This is a genomic window from Acinetobacter sp. ANC 4173, assembly GCF_004331255.1.
Classification (GTDB): Bacteria; Pseudomonadota; Gammaproteobacteria; order Pseudomonadales; family Moraxellaceae; genus Acinetobacter.
In genome coordinates, this window is the sequence record NZ_SJOF01000004.1 from 179,890 (window position 1) to 194,505 (window position 14,616).

At 39.4% G+C, this 14,616-nt stretch carries 14 protein-coding genes and 1 tRNA gene; 11 read left to right on the top strand and 4 right to left on the bottom strand.

Features of this window, described 5'->3' with window-relative positions; genetic code table 11:
• Positions 1 to 127: 127 nt before the first annotated feature.
• The 3 genes from rnk to E0H94_RS07175 form a co-directional block, all read right to left on the bottom strand.
• Positions 128 to 532 (bottom strand): nucleoside diphosphate kinase regulator, encoded by a 405-nt coding sequence (rnk, locus tag E0H94_RS07165; RefSeq protein ID WP_131325767.1) that lies wholly within the window; start codon positions 530 to 532, stop codon positions 128 to 130.
• 167 nt (positions 533 to 699) lie between these two features.
• Positions 700 to 1,953 (bottom strand): serine hydroxymethyltransferase, encoded by a 1,254-nt coding sequence (gene glyA, locus E0H94_RS07170; RefSeq protein WP_131325768.1) that lies wholly within the window; start codon positions 1,951 to 1,953, stop codon positions 700 to 702.
• A 156-nt stretch (positions 1,954 to 2,109) separates the two neighbouring features.
• Positions 2,110 to 3,333 carry an alpha/beta hydrolase gene (locus E0H94_RS07175; protein WP_131325769.1) on the bottom strand — a complete coding sequence of 408 codons (1,224 nt, stop codon included), beginning with the start codon at positions 3,331 to 3,333 and terminating at the stop codon, positions 2,110 to 2,112.
• Positions 3,334 to 3,563: 230 nt separating this feature from the next.
• Here E0H94_RS07175 and E0H94_RS07180 point away from each other — a divergent pair, with 230 nt between their 5' ends.
• The 3 genes from E0H94_RS07180 to E0H94_RS07190 all read left to right on the top strand — a co-directional run bounded on the left by E0H94_RS07180 (position 3,564) and on the right by E0H94_RS07190 (position 5,567).
• A complete protein-coding gene (locus E0H94_RS07180) occupies positions 3,564 to 4,262 on the top strand; it encodes a DUF3820 family protein (protein ID WP_131325770.1) in 699 nt (232 codons plus the stop codon).
• A gap of 87 nt (positions 4,263 to 4,349) precedes the next feature.
• The gene (locus tag E0H94_RS07185; RefSeq protein ID WP_131325771.1) at positions 4,350 to 5,009 is read left to right on the top strand and encodes a hypothetical protein; all 660 of its coding nucleotides are present in this window, start codon (positions 4,350 to 4,352) and stop codon (positions 5,007 to 5,009) included.
• Between the two features lie 213 nt (positions 5,010 to 5,222).
• Entirely contained in the window at positions 5,223 to 5,567 is a 345-nt protein-coding gene (locus E0H94_RS07190; protein WP_131325772.1) for a hypothetical protein, read from the top strand.
• Positions 5,568 to 5,910: 343 nt separating this feature from the next.
• On the opposite strand, the gene E0H94_RS07195 is transcribed toward E0H94_RS07190, so the two are convergent.
• A tRNA-Arg gene (locus tag E0H94_RS07195) sits at positions 5,911 to 5,987 on the bottom strand.
• A 178-nt stretch (positions 5,988 to 6,165) separates the two neighbouring features.
• Between E0H94_RS07195 and E0H94_RS07200 the strand changes: the two genes are divergently transcribed.
• From E0H94_RS07200 to E0H94_RS07235, 8 genes are all read left to right on the top strand, one after another.
• Complete coding sequence (locus tag E0H94_RS07200; RefSeq protein WP_131325773.1) at positions 6,166 to 7,101, top strand: ABC transporter ATP-binding protein; 936 nt, start codon at positions 6,166 to 6,168, stop codon at positions 7,099 to 7,101.
• A complete protein-coding gene (locus E0H94_RS07205) occupies positions 7,098 to 7,871 on the top strand; it encodes an ABC transporter permease (RefSeq protein WP_131263772.1) in 774 nt (257 codons plus the stop codon). Before E0H94_RS07200 ends, E0H94_RS07205 begins: the two co-directional genes overlap by 4 nt.
• Positions 7,871 to 8,686, top strand: a complete 816-nt coding sequence (queF, locus tag E0H94_RS07210; protein WP_131325774.1) for an NADPH-dependent 7-cyano-7-deazaguanine reductase QueF — start codon at positions 7,871 to 7,873, stop codon at positions 8,684 to 8,686. Before E0H94_RS07205 ends, queF begins: the two co-directional genes overlap by 1 nt.
• A 27-nt stretch (positions 8,687 to 8,713) precedes the next feature.
• Positions 8,714 to 9,364 carry a hypothetical protein gene (locus E0H94_RS07215; RefSeq protein ID WP_131325775.1) on the top strand — a complete coding sequence of 217 codons (651 nt, stop codon included), beginning with the start codon at positions 8,714 to 8,716 and terminating at the stop codon, positions 9,362 to 9,364.
• Between the two features lie 136 nt (positions 9,365 to 9,500).
• Positions 9,501 to 10,643 carry a rod shape-determining protein RodA gene (gene rodA, locus E0H94_RS07220; protein WP_131325776.1) on the top strand — a complete coding sequence of 381 codons (1,143 nt, stop codon included), beginning with the start codon at positions 9,501 to 9,503 and terminating at the stop codon, positions 10,641 to 10,643.
• Positions 10,644 to 10,662: 19 nt separating this feature from the next.
• A complete protein-coding gene (mltB, locus tag E0H94_RS07225) occupies positions 10,663 to 11,664 on the top strand; it encodes a lytic murein transglycosylase B (protein ID WP_131325777.1) in 1,002 nt (333 codons plus the stop codon).
• A gap of 293 nt (positions 11,665 to 11,957) precedes the next feature.
• Positions 11,958 to 12,569 carry a septal ring lytic transglycosylase RlpA family protein gene (locus E0H94_RS07230; RefSeq protein ID WP_131263777.1) on the top strand — a complete coding sequence of 204 codons (612 nt, stop codon included), beginning with the start codon at positions 11,958 to 11,960 and terminating at the stop codon, positions 12,567 to 12,569.
• Positions 12,570 to 12,695: 126 nt separating this feature from the next.
• Positions 12,696 to 14,474, top strand: a complete 1,779-nt coding sequence (locus tag E0H94_RS07235) for an amidohydrolase (protein ID WP_171462054.1) — start codon at positions 12,696 to 12,698, stop codon at positions 14,472 to 14,474.
• Positions 14,475 to 14,616: the final 142 nt, after the last annotated feature.

Sequence of the window (14,616 nt, forward strand, 5' to 3'; positions counted from 1 at the left end):
TTTCCACAACAGTTTAAAGAATCAATCTAGAGATAAATTCTAAGATTTCATAAAAAAGCCATCATAGCATTATGATGACTTTTCGACAGATCAGATTTGACCTAATTCCATGCGTTAAGTGCCAAACTTATAAATAATCGCCTTCACGTTCAGGTTGATACAATACGCGTTCGATTCTAACCTTCATTAAATGTCCATCAGGTTGCGGCCATTCAATTTCCTGCCCCTCAGCGAGTCCCAGAATTGCTGCACCTACGGGAGCAAGCACATTCACCTGTCCTTTATCGCCACGAAAATCATGCGGATAAACCAAGGTAATTTCTGTAGCCGTCGTGTCTGGTGAAATGGTCACCAAAACACGTGCATTCATGGTCACGACATTGGCAGGAACATCTTGCGGAGCAACAACATTTGCACGCGCAAGCTCCTCTTCCAAATGTTCCATAGTCGGCGTTAATTTTGATTGGTGTTCTAACATGGTTTCTAAACGATTCAGGTCTTGTTCAGAAACAATAATGGTAGGTTTGTCCATAAAACCGTCCTTCTTTAAAAAGATCATGTTGAAGTAATGATTTGTTTGTTCTTTATTTTCACTTACTGATTTATTTATAACAGAAAATGAAGAATGATGATGATAAGCATTTTGTATAGATATAAAAAAAGCCCCCCTTGAGGGAGGCTTCTCAAGCAAACTGCTAATTATTTTGCATATACAGGGAATTTAGCACATACCGCTGCAACTTTCGCTTTTACTGTTGCAATTACAGTTTCGCTACCTTTTGAATCTAGAATGTCAGCAATCCAGCCCGCCAATTCGCGAACTTCTGCTTCACCAAAACCACGAGTCGTGACTGCTGGTGTACCAATACGAATACCAGAAGTAACAAACGGAGAACGTGGGTCGTTTGGTACTGAGTTTTTGTTCACAGTAATGTGAGCAGCACCTAACCAAGCATCCGCATCTTTACCAGTAATGTCTTGTTTAATTAAAGATAACAAGAACAAGTGGTTTTCTGTACCACCAGAAACAACATCATAACCACGAGCAATTAATACTTCAGCCATCGCTTGAGCATTTTTAACCACTTGTTGTTGATATTCTTTGTATTCAGGTGCCATCGCTTCTTTAAAGCAAATTGCTTTAGCTGCAATCGCATGAACTAATGGACCACCTTGGTTTCCTGGGAATACTGCTGATTGAAGTTTTTTCTCAATTTCTTCATTCGCTTTTGCCAAGATTAAACCAGAACGTGGACCACGAAGTGTTTTGTGAGTCGTCGTCGTCGTTACGTCAGCAATTTGCACTGGGCTTGGGTAAACGCCCGCAGCAACTAGACCAGCAACGTGTGCCATGTCTACAAATAGGTAAGCACCAACCTTGTCCGCGATGTCACGGAAACGTTGCCAATCAACGATTTGGCTATATGCAGAGAAACCAGCAACGATCATACGTGGCTTGTGTTCAACGGCTAAACGCTCAACTTCTTCATAATCGATCTCGCCAGTTTCTGGGTTTAGACCGTACTGAATTGCATTATATGTTTTACCAGAGAAGCTAACTTTAGCACCGTGAGTCAAGTGACCACCGTGAGCCAAGCTCATGCCTAAAACAGTATCACCTGGGTTAAGAAGCGCTAAGTAAACAGCAGAGTTTGCTTGTGAACCTGCGTGTGGTTGCACGTTTGCGTAATCTGCACCAAAAAGCTCTTTAGCACGGTCAATTGCTAATTGTTCAATTACGTCTACATATTCACAACCGCCATAGTAGCGTTTGCCTGGGTAGCCTTCTGCATATTTGTTAGTGAGTTTTGATCCTTGAGCTTCCATTACTGCTGGTGAGCAATAGTTTTCTGATGCGATTAACTCAATGTGAGCTTCCTGACGAGCGTCTTCGTTAGAAATTGCTTGAGCTAATTCTGGATCAAATTCAGCAATAGAGATATTGGCAAACATTAGCGAGGTCCTATGTATTTAGGGCTTTTAAGCCGTGCTAAGATTGGCGCGTATTGTAGCACGAAGTTTGCAAATATTGAGAATGAAGTTTGCTCAGTTTTACATAAAAAAGCTCATGTTGATAAAAAAACATAAGCTTCTTTTGTTCAACTCAACTTATTGAATTGGCATTAATGTTTGTACGTCTATCAAAATATTCGGAATATTTAGCACATAAGCCGTACCATGATCCCAAGTCGTATTGGTTCTATAGGTAATCGGAGAGTTTTTAGCAGCATCTCCATCTAATAAACTATCGGTTGCCAGTTTTGGAACTGTAGTATCGGCAGCACCTTGATAAATAATAATAGGCGTACTTATTTTAACCTGAAGGGGTTGTGAATCTATATCTAAGAACTTTTTCACTGGAGATAAGGTCATAAAACCACTTTGTGTTCGCGGGTAGTTACTAATGTCTCCAGCATGCGTTTGTGCATAAGCTTGCATACCTAAACCAAATTCCTGTCCTAAAGAGATATAACAATCCGTTTCAGCATTGTCGGCAATTTGGTCGGTTGGGGACTTAAACACTTGGCTGTATTGCAGGGTTGGATTTTGATTACGTAAGCCTGCGGTAATTAAAGCTGTAAATGTATCTAAGGAAGCCAACGTGGTAATTTTATCAGTTAAATCGGTTTGTTGAGCCGCAAGACTCTCGCCTGCCAACAAAATCAACTCAAGATTGGAAGCAGGTGCAACCGCCACGGTTCCTTTATAATCCAGTTGTGCTCTCGATTGATATTGCGCTGCACTCAAAGCAGCATGCCCACCTTGTGAATGCCCAACAGTCATCCAACGATTCGATACTTTATTACCCAAATAATTTCGTGCAGCGACAACTGCATCAGTAATTGAAAATGCTTCACTTTTTACATTTAAAAAAGGATGTAATTCATTATTTGCAGGCTCACCCAGACCTTCGTAATCTGGAGCAACGACTACATAGCCTGCTGTTAATAAACCATCAATCATCGATTTAATATAGCTATTTAATTGACTACGACTAGGCGCACAAATATCCGCAACTCCAGTTGTACCATGCGCCCAAACCACTATTGGCCAACCTTTAGCAGGCGGTGCTGTTTTTGGTGTAAAGACCAAAGCCGTGGCTTGTACTTCTTCATTATTAATGCCGAGCATTTTATAAGTCATGACCACACTTTCACCTGCTGTCGCAGACATGTCAGTTAGATTATAAAGTGTTGGTGTAGAAACAACAGGATTTGCAATGTTGTTTTTGGGAATGTTATCCCCCGAATTATAAGAGTCATGATCATCATTACACGCACTTAATAGCATAGCCGTACTGGTCAAAACGGCGATCAGTATTCTTCTCTGCATCGTTTATATCCTTATTCAGTTTTTATTGTTTTTTGCTTCATTCTTAGCAACGTTTTATTTTTACTCTTTTTTATCATCTTGTTCAATTTTATTTCAATTTGGACAACATAAATCTTAAACAGCTTTCAGCATTTATCTTCCACAATCAAAGCCCATCAACACATTAAATTTGTTTCATAAGTCCCGAAAATGTTAAATTGAGGCATTCTGCTGCACTTTAGGATTTTTATATGCATGCCATTATTTTGGATACAGAAACTCATACCTTAAATGGTCAACCCATCGAAATTGCATATGCACCTATTGAAGTCGAAAACGGCAAACTGACTTTGGATAAGTCCAAATTATTTGACCAACTCTATAGCGTCGATGAGCCGATCTCTTTTGCAGCTATGGCAGTACATCATATTTTAGAATCTGACCTAATAGACCGACCTCACTACAGTAGTTTTATCCTCCCAACCGATACACAATATATTATTGGTCATAATGTCGATTATGATATTCGCGCCATTGAAAAATGTGGTGTCGATACCAGTTCAATTAAAGCAATCTGCACATTAGCACTGGCGCGTCGCGTTTGGCCCGATGCTGAAGCACATAATATTTCAGCCTTAATTTACATGATCAGCAAAGGCAGTGAAAAAGCCCGAGAAATGATTAAAAAAGCACATCGTGCAGATATGGACATTATTCTGACTGCCAACATTTTAATGCACATTGTTCATCAACTAAATATTAACAGTATTGAAGAACTTTATGCCGCTTCTGAAGATGCGAGAATTCCACGAAGCATTAACTTTGGCAAACATCGCGGTACCAATATCACAGATTTGCCTGCGGACTATATCCAATGGTTACTGCGTCAAGATGAGCTTGATCCCTACCTACGCAAGGCATTAGAAAATACGAATTTGGTCACATTATAATTCTATGATTTGTAATTAAATTTTAACAATAGTGTAATTTTCACGCAGTATAGTCTGCTTAATTTATCTCATGGAATAAATTAAGACATGATTCACTATTCTAAAACACAATTAGGACATGACGCACTAAAACAACGTAGCTTGCCATTAAATGCAAGACAGCGTCGCTTGCTGGTTCTTATCGGAACTGAAGATTTTGACTCCATGAACGAAATCTTCAAACAGCGCCTTGCCCCGCCAGAACTGATTGAACAGTTAAGCGAAATGGGGCTAATTATGGCGTCAAGTATTCAGTCTTTGGCTGAAACAACCGATCCAATTCAAACTACATCGCTTCAAACACTGCATACAGCACAGCAAAATGTTTTTACCCATCGTCTGACAAAAGAACCTCAACAGCCTATTCAATTAGAAATTACGGAACCTAGACCACAAGCTGTACGACTCAGTGAAGAACAAATCGTTCAACCTAACTCACCTATAGAAGTTGAACCTAAATTTGAAGATTTAGTCGCTCTGGATTTTGATGATGTTAAATATTTAATGGCGCAACTGCTGCAAAAATACTGCGGACTCATGGCAAAACAACTGATTCTGCGCATTCAAGGATCAGAGGATATTCGTGCGCTCAAATTATGCCAGATGCAATGGATTACCCAGTTACAAGAAACTCGCATTCCGCCCAAAGAACTGAATCGAATTTTGCATCAAATAAATTTTTCACTGCAACGGCTTAATCCAGCGTGAAATTTTAAGACTTATTTTGTTTTAGACTATTCTAAATAGTATTTTACTGATGCATAAACGAATTGAAAAATCACCTGATAAATCAATTAACTGATACTAAACAACCAATTGATATGCCTAATGTTAGGATTATTTGCATGGCATTTCTCTACCAAAGTCATATAGTTTTAAATCTAATTTTCAATGAAATAGAGCTATTTAGGTTCTGAAATAATGCCACATATTTTAGTTTTTCATCCAGACGATCATCCTGCGCATCTTAAAAAAGTCGGCAATTGGGTCATTACCTTCCCACCTGATTCGCCTCTGGAATGTACTTCACAATTGATTATTCGTAGTGTCATTCCACCGCAAATGGACAAACAGTGGCAACTGCAAAGTTTAGAGATTCAGCAAACTGAAGTCATCCAGCATTGGGAAATCGTCTCGATATCTTATTTTGATGGAACAGATTTGAGAAAGTTGAATTCTGAACAATTCAATATCGATGCAGATAAAATGATGAATGCTCTGACCTTAGACTTGAAAAAATATGATGTGTACGTCGAGTTAAAATAAAAATTGAAGATTTATGATTGTTATACGTAATGTAATAAATGCTGTTATAAAATATAGAAGCCTATAACAGCAAGAACTCGCATTTCTGCGAGTTCTTTTATGTTGGATGGCTAGTGCTGATTTTTTATTTGAACTTAACGTTGCAAATTCAATTAGCTGTCAATGATCCGTCCAACTACTTCGTAGCTCTTAGTGTTGCTAGCTACTGTAGTTTTAATATAAGACGATGCAATTTTTTTGGCAAGTCACTGTGACATTTCAAAACAACTTATATGCAAAAAGTACATTGATTTTGGAAAAAATGAATTTTAAAAAATCCAAGTTAATGATTTTATTATGAATTTGGTGCGGCCAGCGGGAATCGAACCCACGACCCCAAGCTTCGGAAACTTGTACTCTATCCAACTGAGCTATGGCCGCGCGTGCACATCATAGCAAAAAAATAAAGAAGTGAAAGCAACTATATAGAAATCATGCATTTTTATGCTTAGAGTTTAATCAATGTTCTAAGCATGCAACGCAGTATTCCCTGTAATTTACTTGGTTTATTTATCAAGATCGCTCACAATAGCCACACTCTATATGCTGTGAGAACTTCATGACCGATGCATTACTGATCAGAGATTTGTCCAAAACTTATCGTAATGGCTTTCAAGCCCTTAAGGGAATTAATTTAACCGTACCAGAAGGTGAGTTTTATGCGCTTCTTGGACCGAACGGTGCTGGCAAATCGACGACCATCGGGATTATTAGTTCTTTAACCAAAAAGACCGCGGGCACTGTCGAAATTTTTGGTCATAATCTTGATACACATCCATCGCAGGCCAAGCAATGCTTAGGTGTTGTGCCACAAGAATTTAACTTTGGTCAGTTTGAAAAAACCTTCGATATTTTGGTGACTCAGGCAGGTTATTATGGTATCCCCCGTAAAATTGCAGAGCAACGTGCCGAACATTATTTAGAAAAATTAGGGCTTTGGGAAAAACGAAATACCCAAGGTCGTATGCTGTCAGGTGGTATGAAACGCCGCCTCATGATTGCACGCGCCATGATGCATGAACCAAAACTCCTTATTTTGGATGAACCTACTGCGGGTGTCGATATTGAGCTACGCCGCTCAATGTGGGATTTCCTAACTGAAATGAATGAAAATGGGACATCCATCATTTTAACGACACACTATTTAGAAGAAGCTGAAATGTTGTGTCGCCGCATTGCGATTATTGACCGTGGCGTGATTAAAGAAGATACCACCATGAAAGCCTTCCTTAATCAATTACACGAAGAATCCTTTATTTTTGACTTGGCTGAGCCAATTCAACCCCTACACCTTGATATTATTGGAGTTCGCTTCAATTTAATTGATCCAGTCACGCTTGAAGTCACCATGGACAAAGCTCATACCTTAAATCAATTATTTCAGCTACTTGAAGCACAAGGCATTCAAGTGAGTAGTATGCGCAATAAATCCAACCGCTTAGAAGAACTGTTTGTCAGACTTGTAGAGAAAAATTTGGAAGGAGCTACACCATGAACATGACTCAAATGCGTGTTGCTCTTTTCACATTGGTTCATAAAGAAGTTCGCCGCTTTATGCGAATTTGGCCACAAACATTATTGCCGCCAGCGATTACCATGAGTCTTTATTTTGTGATTTTTGGCAATTTGGTCGGCTCACGGATTGGTTCAATGGGCGGCTTTAGCTATATGCAGTTTATTGTACCCGGCTTAATTATGATGGCGGTGATTACCAATAGCTATGCCAACGTTTCCTCTAGTTTCTTTAGTGCCAAATTCCAAAAAAGTATTGAAGAACTGATTATGAGTCCAGTGCCTTTACATTTAGTCCTGTGGGGTTATGTGTTAGGCGGATTATCTCGCGGGGTCTTGGTGGGTATTATTGTCACCGCCATGAGCCTGTTTTTTACTGACTTATATATTACCAACTGGTTTGTAACTATATATACAGTGATTGTGACCTCATTATTATTTTCATTAGGTGGTTTTATTAATGCTGTTTACGCCAAATCTTTTGACGATATTTCAATCATTCCAACTTTTGTACTTACCCCTTTAACTTATTTAGGCGGTGTGTTTTATGCCATCAGTGCACTTAGCCCATTTTGGCAAAATCTTTCTTTAATTAATCCTATTGTATATATGGTCAATGCTTTCCGTTTCGGAATTCTAGGTCATAGTGATGTGAATGTTTCGATTTCACTCACCGTAGTGACTTTATGTTGTGCTGTCCTTTACGGTATAGCGTATTATTTACTTTCTCGTGGCTCAGGAATGCGTGAATAATGAGTGTAGAACATTCTTTACTTGGTAAAGACACCCAATATCCATCAACATATCAACCAGATATTCTTTTTCCCATTGCTCGTGCACAAGCACGTTCAAGCTATGCCCATATTGAAGGCATTCAACAAGGTAAAGACTGGTGGCACGTGTTTGAAATTTCTTGGCTCAATGCTCAAGGTATTCCTCAAGTTGCGATTGGTCGCTTAACGCTACCAGCATCTTCACCCAATTTAATTGAGTCCAAATCACTCAAGCTTTATTTTAATAGTCTTAACTTTACCCAATTCGATTCTGAAGCCACATTTATCGCCACTGTAGAAAAAGATTTATCTGCAGCTGCGGGTGCTACAGTAACAATTCAATTGTTCCAAGTGGATGATTTAGCTATTGATCAGCCCGAAGGCATCTGTATTGATGACTTAGTCCCTGAACGTCTGGAAAATCAACCTGATGCATCGTTACTCAGTTTAGATCGTGAAAATATGGATAATCAGGAAATCCAACTCTATTCACATTTACTGCGTAGTAACTGCCCTGTGACGGGTCAACCCGATTGGGGTACAGTTTTTATCCGTTATCAGGGTAAAAAGCCTTGTTATCGTTCACTTTTAGCCTATATTATCTCCTACCGCCAGCATAATGGCTTTCATGAGCAATGCGTAGAACAGATCTATGCCGATATCTGGCAAAATCTGCAACCCGAAAAGCTTATGGTTTATGCGGCTTATACCCGCCGAGGTGGTTTAGATATCAACCCTTGTCGTGTATCGGATTTAACATGGATGCCTCGCCCAATTCGCTTGGCGCGACAATAAAATGAATAATATTGAGGTTAAATAACAATGCCTTTTTTTGGTTTTGTCCCTTCTGAAACACTATTAAATAGTATTCAAACTGGTCAGCAGAAGAAAAATTCGAGTGAAGCACTCTACCCTTTACGTGACCAAACTGCTTTATTGATTAATGACGAAATTATTGACGCCATTTTAACGGAGTTAGTTCGTCGTTTTCCACCGAGTGATAAACGTGATACTGCGGAAAAATTAGCAGGTTACGTTAAATCTACTGTTGCGGTGCTACTGAAGCAACTTTTAAGTAAAGCTCCAAATGATGTGGTGAAACAATCGATTGAGTTTTCTGAAAAAAGCTTATTTAAAGATGCACAAGCTCAATATCGTGTTGGTGAAAGTTTAGATGCCAGCTTGGTGACTAATTTAAAGTCAAATTTTGCTGAAATTCGCTCAGGGGCTGACATTAACAAATCGGTGCTGGTCGAATTGTATAAACAGTTCGCAGAAGCGACTGTACGTCATTTCATGAATGATTTTAACAAAACCCTCGATTTGGGCATGATTAAGCGTAAAGCGGCGGATATCGGCTCTGCGGCGGTCATTAAAGCGGTGCATATTGCAATTGATAAAATCTTCCCACATTTAACCAAGCAAGAACTCATGATTATGGCAGAGTATCACGATACGCTGTTCCATCATTGATAGAAAATTAAACTATCGGAAACCTAGCTTTTGCTAGGTTTTTTTATTGCTAAATATTGATGTACAGCATCAATACACAGGTATATGGTAGCAAGCGCAAAATACTGCCTAAGACTTTATTCTATTAATATCTTCCATGACTACTCCTCCACAGTCCAAATTCTTACGCCATGCACCCCGTGATAGTTTAAGTACCACTTCACTACCGTCAAAGTGGCACAAATTACACCTCGATCCGTGGTTATGCCTCTATTTATTGCTCACTGCATTATTAGGTTTAACCGTGCTCTATAGTGCTTCCGAACAAGACTGGAGTCTAGTGTCGAAACAAGCCATCAGTTTTGCCATTGGTTTTCTCACCATGTTAGCTCTCGCACAAGTTCCACCCAAGGTGTATCAATCCTTTGCCCCCTATCTCTACATATTTGCATTCTTGTCGCTAATAGGAGTGAAACTATTTGGAGAGGTCCGTTTAGGGGCACAGCGCTGGATCGATATTCCTGGACTGGGCAGTGTGCAACCCAGTGAATTTATGAAAATTGCCATGCCCTTGATGATTGCATGGTTTTTAGCTCGGCGACCTTTACCCCCTAAAGTCAGTCAAATTGGCATTTATCTACTCTTTATTGGTCTTCCCTTTATTTTTATTGCTGAGCAACCTGACCTCGGCACCTCTTTATTGGTTTTATCCAGTGGTCTGTTTGTTTTATTCCTCAGTGGATTGTCATGGCGCTTGATTACTGTCGCAATTGGGCTAGCCGCACTCATCATTCCGATTGCTTGGCAATTTTTACTGCATGATTATCAACGACAACGCGTTCTAACACTCATTCATCCCGAAGAAGATGCACTGGGTACAGGGTGGAATATTATTCAATCAGAAACTGCCATAGGTTCTGGTGGAGTTTTAGGTAAAGGATACCTCTTAGGCACTCAATCTCATTTACATTTTTTACCTGAAGGTCATACCGATTTTATTATTGCTGCATTTTCTGAAGAATTTGGGCTGATTGGTATTATCATATTGATTATACTGTACTTTGCAATCATTAGCCGAACGTTCCAAATTGGATTAAACAGTTTTCATAACTTTGGACGTTTAGTGGCAAGCAGTTTTGCTTTGTCATTTTTTGTATATGTGTTTGTCAATGCAGGCATGGTCAGTGGTATTTTACCGGTAGTGGGTGTGCCTTTACCTTTTATGAGTTATGGCGGTACTGCAATTATTACTCTAATGGCCACTTTTGGCGTTGTGATGTCAATTCATACACATCGATAATTTTTGGGATTTAACCTATATGACGAATTTGTCTATTTATAAAAAACTGAAGCGTTTATCTTTACTTATTGGTGCTTTTTCAATTACCAGTTTTTGCCAAGCCAATGATTTTGCCAATAATCTCCAATACTCCAGATTCAAACAAAAAACCATGCAAAACTATGGTTTAACGGCTGAACAAGTCGATTGGGCAATGAATGGCTCACGTAATCTTCCCAACATTATCAATATTATGAACCGACCAGGTGAAAGTAAGCCATGGTATGACTATAAAACCAATTTCATGTCGGAAAGTACCATTCAACGTGGCGTTCGATTCAAAAATCAATATGCAGATACCTTAAACCGTGCGGAACAGCAATTTGGTGTTCCGCAATCGGTGATTTTGGGTATTTTAGGCGTAGAAACAGGTTTTGGTGCAAATAAAGGCAATTTCATCACTCGAGATGCCTTAGCGACGCTTGCATTTGGTTATGAGCGTCGTGCTGCCTATTTCCAAGATGAGCTGTCTGCACTGATTGCATGGACATATAAAGATGGCGTACCGACAAACTCTGTCGTAGGGTCTTATGCGGGTGCAATTGGCTATCCACAATTCATGCCTAGCAACATTCCTAAATATGGTGTGGACTATGATGGCAATGGGCATGTTGACCTAAGAAATTCAGCAGTCGATGCCATTGGTTCTATTGCAAACTATCTAGCGCAACATGGTTGGCAAAGAAATCAACCTATTGGTTTTGCTGCACGTTACACAGGTTCGACACCTGATGCCATTATTGCTCAAAATCTTGAACAACCTACACCTTATGGCGTATTAAAACCTCGGGGTATTTCACCCATCAATCCAGTGGTACAAATTGATGATTTAGATATGGTTAATGTCATTCTACTTCAAGAGAGTTATGGCTCAATTTACTATATTACTTACCCGAATTTTCAAGTCATTACCACTTATAATAAGAGCCGTATGTATGCCACTGCTGTGTGGCAATTAGGCACTGAAATTGCTAGCCGCTAAGGCTAGCTTTTTACAAAAAATACATAAGTCAATCTTTTTTTAAAGCAAAAAGCACATCAAATAAGCAAATTAAATAAAATGTTACAATATTGTATATTTTTTAACCTAAAAACAATTTAATTACCTACTTTTTGTAAACATTTCGGGATAAAGACTAGACACCTTCACCATGGCATGAATATTATCCATCTCGTCAAATGTAGTTGCACAAGTGAATAAATCGGCCCGTTTGCTTGTAATTCAAGGTTTTACTACTGAATTACTGCTCTGCAAACCCGCCTTTAGGAGATTTTATGCATTCTTCAATGAAATATATTCTTGCCATAACCACCACGTTCGCCCTGACCCAGTCACAGGCGGAATTGGTTCAATCCTCGTCGTTAAATAATGACAATGATAATTCACGTTTAGCAGCACGTGTTTTAAACAAAGATGCTCAGAGTTTTAACTCTCACTTTTCAAATCTAAATAGCCTTTCAATTACTGAGAGTTCTGGAGATAAAATTCGCCGCGAAACCATTGCTGCGAAAATTGAAATCCCAGCAAATGAGCCCTCAGTCATTGACAAGTTAAATGATGTTGCGTCAAACACTGTTCGTCAATTTAGCCAAACTGGTGTTGCTTCATGGTATGGTCGTCAGTTCCATGGTCGTAAAACCGCAAATGGTGAAACATTTGACATGAATGCATTAACAGCAGCTCATCGTAGCTTGCCACTGAACTGCTACATTCGTGTGACCAACAAAAATAACGGTAAAAGTGTGGTTGTGAAAGTCAATGACCGTGGTCCATTCCATGGCAACCGTGTAGTTGACCTTTCTTATGGTGCTGCAAAACAACTTGGTATCACCAATGCAGGAACAGCAAAAGTAAGCATTGAACGCGTTGCAGGTCCCAATTCTTAATTTCACCGATGCACAATACATTTGATAAAAAGCCACATCTAAGTGGCTTTTTTTATTTTCTAATTTAATTAATATGTTATTTTAAAAAAAAGACAAGAAATCGACGACCTGTCGGAGAACGATATAATGACAAAATCAATCCAATATTTAACAACTTCACATTTGAAAGTTTTTGCTCTAATGAGTACGGTTTTATTGTCTGCGTGTAGCTACTCCATCTCAAAACATATTCATCGCGGTGAAAAAATAGACCCTAGACAGAATTCCACCTTTATCCTGCATGGTGGCCCTATTCTAACCATGCAAGGCGATACCCCGACATATGTCGAAGCGATGCTGGTTGAAAATGGGATGATCAGATTTACTGGCTCTCTTGCTGATGCAAAACGACTCAATCAGCGTGCACAACGCTTTAACTTAAAAAACCATACTGTGATTCCCGGACTGATCGATGCACATAGCCATGCCAATAGTGTTGGCTTACAACAAAGCGTTGCCAATCTTTATGCCCCGCCAGATGGCAAAGTCACAGATATTCCCTCTCTGATTCAAGCAATGCAAACATGGAAAAATAATAATCCCGCTTTTATTCAACAAGCTTCGGGGTGGATTATTGGCAACGGATATGATGATGCCCAACTGACTGAACAACGCCACCCCACTGCCAAAGAGCTGGATGAAATCTCGGTAGAGCAACCCATCATTGTCTTACATCAATCTGGTCATTTGGCTACGGTAAATACAAAAGCACTCAAACTACTCAAAATTGACGCCCAAACACCAAATCCACCTGGTGGAGTCATCCGTCGTAAAGCAAATTCGAAAGAACCCAATGGCGTACTTGAGGAAAGTGTGGTTTTTAAAGCCATGATTCAAATTTTCCAGCATATGCCACCTGAAACCATGGAAAAAATGGCACTCACTGCGGTACAAACCTATACCCAAAATGGTTATACCACCATTCAGGAAGGCCGGGCCGATGCTGGCACTTCAGAAATGTGGCGCAATTTAGCCCAAAATGGAAAATTACCTATCGATTTGGTGGTCTACCCAGACATCAGCACAGAAAAAAACTATATGCTGCAATACGGAACCAATCGAGAATATAAACATCACTATAGAATTGGGGGCGTTAAAATTAGCCTAGATGGATCTCCACAAGGTAAAACTGCTTGGCTAACCAAACCCTATGTCATACCACCTGAAGGTCAAAAAAAATCTTACCGTGGCTATGCCGCTTTTCCACAACAAAGCACAGTACAAAATCTGATTGATTTAGCCTTTCAAAATAATTGGCAAATTTTAGCGCATGCTAATGGTGATGCCGCAATTGATCAATATTTAAATACTATTGAAAAAGCTACAGCTAAATTTCCAATCCAAGATCGACGCAATGTGATTATTCATGCGCAAACCATGCGGGAAGATCAACTGGATAAAGCCAAAGAACTAAAACTCATTCCTTCTTTCTTCTCACTACATACTTATTATTGGGGAGACTGGCATATTCAAGAGACTTTAGGTCTACAACGCGCTCAAAACATTTCCCCTACTGGCTCAGCCTTAAGAAAAGGGATTTTATTTACCGAACATCATGATGCACCCGTCATTCCTCCGAATAGCATGATGACCTTGGACACCACCGTAAACCGAGTAACGCGTAGCGGTAAAATTTTAGGTACCGATCAACGCGTAAGTCCCTATATTGCTCTCAAGAGCATGACCAGTTGGGCAACCTATCAATATTTTGAAGAAAACAGCAAAGGGACACTGGTTCCGGGGAAATTAGCTGATTTTGTGATTCTGGATCAGAACCCCATGACTGTACCTAGTAATCAAATTAAAAATATTAAAGTGCTTGCCACTTTCAAAGAAGGCAAAGAAGTTTTTCATGCAGAAAATTAAATCTGTGAATGCATACCTAAACGCAGTTCAAAATCATTGAGCTGCGTTAATGCATAACAAAACAAATGATAGAAATGAACCAAAATTTAATTTCAAATTTTGACCTCTTTTGTTTTCTATTTTATAGTCTCTCAGGAACAAG

Coding starts and splice junctions, on each gene's coding strand:
- rnk (WP_131325767.1), bottom strand. CDS start 532: ATGGACAAACCTACCATTATTGTTTCTGAACAAGACCTGAATCGTTTA.
- glyA (WP_131325768.1), bottom strand. CDS start 1,953: ATGTTTGCCAATATCTCTATTGCTGAATTTGATCCAGAATTAGCTCAA.
- E0H94_RS07175 (WP_131325769.1), bottom strand. CDS start 3,333: ATGCAGAGAAGAATACTGATCGCCGTTTTGACCAGTACGGCTATGCTA.
- E0H94_RS07180 (WP_131325770.1), top strand. CDS start 3,564: ATGCATGCCATTATTTTGGATACAGAAACTCATACCTTAAATGGTCAA.
- E0H94_RS07185 (WP_131325771.1), top strand. CDS start 4,350: ATGATTCACTATTCTAAAACACAATTAGGACATGACGCACTAAAACAA.
- E0H94_RS07190 (WP_131325772.1), top strand. CDS start 5,223: ATGCCACATATTTTAGTTTTTCATCCAGACGATCATCCTGCGCATCTT.
- E0H94_RS07200 (WP_131325773.1), top strand. CDS start 6,166: ATGACCGATGCATTACTGATCAGAGATTTGTCCAAAACTTATCGTAAT.
- E0H94_RS07205 (WP_131263772.1), top strand. CDS start 7,098: ATGAACATGACTCAAATGCGTGTTGCTCTTTTCACATTGGTTCATAAA.
- queF (WP_131325774.1), top strand. CDS start 7,871: ATGAGTGTAGAACATTCTTTACTTGGTAAAGACACCCAATATCCATCA.
- E0H94_RS07215 (WP_131325775.1), top strand. CDS start 8,714: ATGCCTTTTTTTGGTTTTGTCCCTTCTGAAACACTATTAAATAGTATT.
- rodA (WP_131325776.1), top strand. CDS start 9,501: ATGACTACTCCTCCACAGTCCAAATTCTTACGCCATGCACCCCGTGAT.
- mltB (WP_131325777.1), top strand. CDS start 10,663: ATGACGAATTTGTCTATTTATAAAAAACTGAAGCGTTTATCTTTACTT.
- E0H94_RS07230 (WP_131263777.1), top strand. CDS start 11,958: ATGCATTCTTCAATGAAATATATTCTTGCCATAACCACCACGTTCGCC.
- E0H94_RS07235 (WP_171462054.1), top strand. CDS start 12,696: ATGACAAAATCAATCCAATATTTAACAACTTCACATTTGAAAGTTTTT.